This is a genomic window from Mycobacterium sp. (genome assembly GCF_019243155.1).
Taxonomy (GTDB): domain Bacteria; phylum Actinomycetota; class Actinomycetes; order Mycobacteriales; family Mycobacteriaceae; genus Mycobacterium.
The window spans coordinates 1-3,531 of sequence record NZ_JAFAUS010000146.1 but is presented as its reverse complement, the minus strand read 5'-3'; the positions used below and the strand labels follow the sequence as shown (position 1 = coordinate 3,531).

3 protein-coding genes, 1 tRNA gene and 2 pseudogenes are annotated in these 3,531 nt (G+C 66.6%); 2 read left to right on the top strand and 4 right to left on the bottom strand.

Annotated features, from left to right (window positions below; all coding sequences use genetic code 11):
* From JOZ00_RS07150 to JOZ00_RS07135, 4 genes and pseudogenes are all read right to left on the bottom strand, one after another.
* Nucleotides 1–244: pseudogene (locus JOZ00_RS07150) on the bottom strand (recombinase XerD); the annotation flags it as partial.
* The gene (locus JOZ00_RS07145) at nucleotides 241–618 is read right to left on the bottom strand and encodes a hypothetical protein (protein WP_293341706.1); all 378 of its coding nucleotides are present in this window, start codon (nucleotides 616–618) and stop codon (nucleotides 241–243) included. The pseudogene JOZ00_RS07150 and the gene JOZ00_RS07145, both read right to left, overlap by 4 nt.
* Nucleotides 615–917: a hypothetical protein gene (locus JOZ00_RS07140; protein ID WP_293341704.1), complete on the bottom strand. Its 303-nt coding sequence runs from the start codon at nucleotides 915–917 to the stop codon at nucleotides 615–617. Before JOZ00_RS07140 ends, JOZ00_RS07145 begins: the two co-directional genes overlap by 4 nt.
* 85 nt (nucleotides 918–1,002) lie before the next feature.
* Nucleotides 1,003–1,078 (bottom strand) — tRNA-Arg (locus JOZ00_RS07135).
* Between the two features lie 126 nt (nucleotides 1,079–1,204).
* Here JOZ00_RS07135 and argS point away from each other — a divergent pair.
* Complete coding sequence (gene argS, locus JOZ00_RS07130) at nucleotides 1,205–2,857, top strand: arginine--tRNA ligase (protein ID WP_293341702.1); 1,653 nt, start codon at nucleotides 1,205–1,207, stop codon at nucleotides 2,855–2,857.
* Nucleotides 2,854–3,531, top strand: a pseudogene (locus tag JOZ00_RS07125) (diaminopimelate decarboxylase); the annotation flags it as partial. The gene argS and the pseudogene JOZ00_RS07125, both read left to right, overlap by 4 nt.

The window sequence follows — 3,531 nt, the reverse complement described above, 5'->3', positions numbered from 1 at the left end:
CACGGCTGGCCGGCTTGAGCCGCGTACGGCCCAGGAACCGTGAAATATCAAGCGGTGCAACGTACTCCACCGGCTTATCGGCGAACCGCTGCAGCCGGTGCAGCAGGCCGATGGTCTCGGAGATGGTGCGTTCGGAGCGGCCGGCGCCGCGCATGTACAGCTCCCACTGCTCGATCGGAGTGAAGCCGCCACCATCGCTACCGGCGCCGGCATCGTCGCGGACCAGCCGCAGCATCGCAGTCATCGCGCACCGCCCGCAGGCATCTTGAGATCGAGCGTCGCCGCTGCGGCGGTAAAGGCGCGGATCATAGCGCCGGAGTCATCCCAGGCTTTCCCGTCAGCATCGACACGCACCCGATCGGCGCGCCAACGCAGGAACTCGGCCGCATCGTCGCGGTTGATCGCGTCGAACATGATTGCCATCGCAGCGTGCTTCGCGTCATGCCACGACATCCCGGCGAACACGCCCTCGGCGCTAAGCAGGCCGGCGAATTCTTGCAGCGTCTCCCGACCCGGGGACTCGTGGCCGAGCACGTCGGTCGGTACGCGCACGATCAGCTCGAGCGCGGCTGCCTCCGGGTCGGCCGGGTTGTCTGGCACCTCGTAGGTGAGGGTCATCGCCGGGCCTCGATTTCATCCGCCGCTGCGGACAGCGCCGCGGACAGCTGACGAAGCGATTCGGGCTCCATCGCCGCGCCGACCGTGCGGCCGGCGGCTTCGATGGCCACCCAGCGGCGGCACGTCCCGTTCTGGTGCTGCACGCCTCCTACCTGAATGGTGAATCCGGCGGCCTCGCGGACAGTTCCGTCGAAGACACGGATGGCAAGGCCTTCGCCGCGTGGTACCCACTCGTGCACCTGTTCGGCGTCTGGCGGTGCGGCGATATCTGGTGCGCTGGTGGCGTTGTCGATCGACATGATTGGGGTGCTCCTTCAATTCGGAGCCACGCCCAGTTTCCTAGTTGCACAAATCTTGCACGGGCCTGCGTTTGCGCTGGTCAGGTGGTGCCCCCGGCAGGATTCGAACCTGCGGCCTTCTGCTCCGGAGGCAGACGCTCTATCCCCTGAGCTACGGGGGCGCACCATATGCATGCTGCGCCGTGGGGCGTTAAACAAGCAGAGGACAGACTAGCGCATCGAGGTGGCTGCTTCGTCACCGCGACGGATTCGGGGCGCGAGCACCCCAGCCAATAGGATGGACGCTCGTGACCCCCGCTGACCTGGCTGAGCTGCTCAAAACCACCGCCGCCGCGGTGTTGGCCGAGCACGGGCTGGATGCTGCCGCTTTACCGGCGGTGGTGACCGTGGAGCGGCCTCGCAATCCCGAACACGGCGATTACGCCAGTAATCTCGCGCTGCAGCTGGGTAAGAAGGTCGGCGCCAACCCGCGTGAGCTGGCCGGATGGCTAGCCCAAGCGCTCGCACAGGCCGACGGTGTCGCCTCCGCGGAGGTCGCCGGACCCGGGTTCATCAACATGCGGATCGAGGCGTCGGCGCAGGCCGAGATCGTCAACGCCGTCATCGACGCCGGCGACCACTTCGGCCACTCCGACACGCAGGCCACGCACAAGGTCAACCTCGAGTTCGTTTCGGCCAACCCCACCGGACCGATCCACATCGGCGGCACCCGCTGGGCGGCCGTCGGCGACGCGCTGGGTCGGCTGCTGTCCACCCAGGGCGCGACCGTAGAGCGCGAATACTACTTCAATGACCACGGCGCCCAGATCGACCGCTTCGCGAGTTCCCTGATCGCCGCCGCGAAAGGCGAACCCACCCCCGAAGACGGCTACGCCGGCAGTTACATCAACGACATCGCCGCCCACGTGGTGCAGAAGGCGCCCGACGCGCTGAGCCTGCCCGACGCCGAGATGCACGAGAAGTTCCGGGAAATCGGCGTCGACCTGATGTTCACCCACATCAAAGAGTCGTTGCACGAGTTCGGCACCGATTTCGACGTCTACACCCACGAAGACTCGATGCACACCAGCGGCATGGTCGACCAGGCCATCGCCCGGCTTCGCGAATCCGGCAACATCTACGAGAAGGACGGCGCATCCTGGTTGCGCACCAGCGCTTTCGGTGACGACAAGGACCGCGTCGTAATCAAGAGTGACGGCAAGCCTGCGTACATCGCGGGCGACATCGCCTACTACCTCGACAAGAGGCAGCGTGGCTTCGACCTGTGCATCTACATGCTCGGCGCCGACCACCACGGCTACATCGCCCGGCTCAAGGCGGTGGCCGCCGCCTTCGGTGACGACCCGGCCGCCGTCGAGGTGCTCATCGGGCAGATGGTCAACCTGGTTCGCGACGGCCAACCGGTCCGGATGAGCAAGCGGGCCGGCACCGTGATCACGCTGGACGACCTCGTCGAGGCGATCGGCGTCGACGCTGCCCGCTACAGCCTGATCCGCTCTTCCGTGGACACGCCGATCGACATCGACCTGGCGTTGTGGTCGTCGGCATCGAACGAAAACCCGGTCTACTACGTGCAATACGCGCACGCCCGACTGTCCGCGCTCGCCCGCAACGCCGCCGAACTGGGCCTGATCCCCGACACCGACCACCTCGAACTGCTCAGTCATGACAAAGAGGGAACGCTGCTGCGCACCATCGGTGAATTCCCTCGGGTGCTGAAAACGGCTGCGTCCCTGCGAGAGCCGCACCGGGTATGTCGCTACCTGGAGGACCTTGCCGGTGACTACCACCGGTTCTACGACTCCTGCCGGGTGCTGCCCCAGGGCGACGAGCCGGCCACCGACCTGCACACCGCGCGCCTGGCGTTGTGCCAGGCCACCCGCCAGGTGATCGCCAACGGGCTGGGGATCCTCGGGGTCACCGCTCCGGAGCGAATGTGAACGTCCATCCCGCCGGTCCCCGGCACGCCGAGGATATTCGCCAACCCAGCACCCCGCTGCGGCCGCAATCGGCCGAGGAGGTGCTGCGGCTGGCGCCAAACGTGTGGCCGCGCAACATGGTTCGCGACGAATCCGGCGTGGCCGTCATCGCCGGAATCCCGCTGACCGACCTTGCCCAGGAATACGGGACGCCGCTGTTCGTCATCGACGAGGACGACTTCCGCTCCCGGTGCCGCGAGATCGCGTCGGCCTTCGGTGGCGGCGGGCACGTGCACTACGCCGCGAAGGCGTTTCTGTGCAGCGAGGTAGCGCGCTGGATTGACGAAGAAGGGCTCTCCCTTGACGTGTGCACCGGCGGGGAGCTTGCCGTCGCTTTGCACGCGAACTTCCCGCCCGAGCGAATCACGTTCCACGGCAACAATAAATCCGTTGCGGAGCTGACCGCAGCGGTCAAAGCCGGTGTGGCGCACATCGTCTTGGACTCGATGACCGAGATCGAGCGCCTCGACACGATCGCGGGGGAGGCGGGCGTCGTCCAGGACGTCTTCGTCCGCCTCACCGTCGGCGTCGAAGCACACACTCACGAATTCATCTCCACCGCGCACGAGGACCAGAAGTTCGGGTTGTCGGTGGCCAGCGGTGCGGCGATGGACGCGGTGGCACGGGTATTCGCC

Bases quoted from the DNA above. Each gene is read 5' to 3' on its own strand.
- JOZ00_RS07140 (WP_293341704.1), bottom strand. From the start codon at position 917: ATGTCGATCGACAACGCCACCAGCGCACCAGATATCGCCGCACCGCCA.
- JOZ00_RS07145 (WP_293341706.1), bottom strand. From the start codon at position 618: ATGACCCTCACCTACGAGGTGCCAGACAACCCGGCCGACCCGGAGGCA.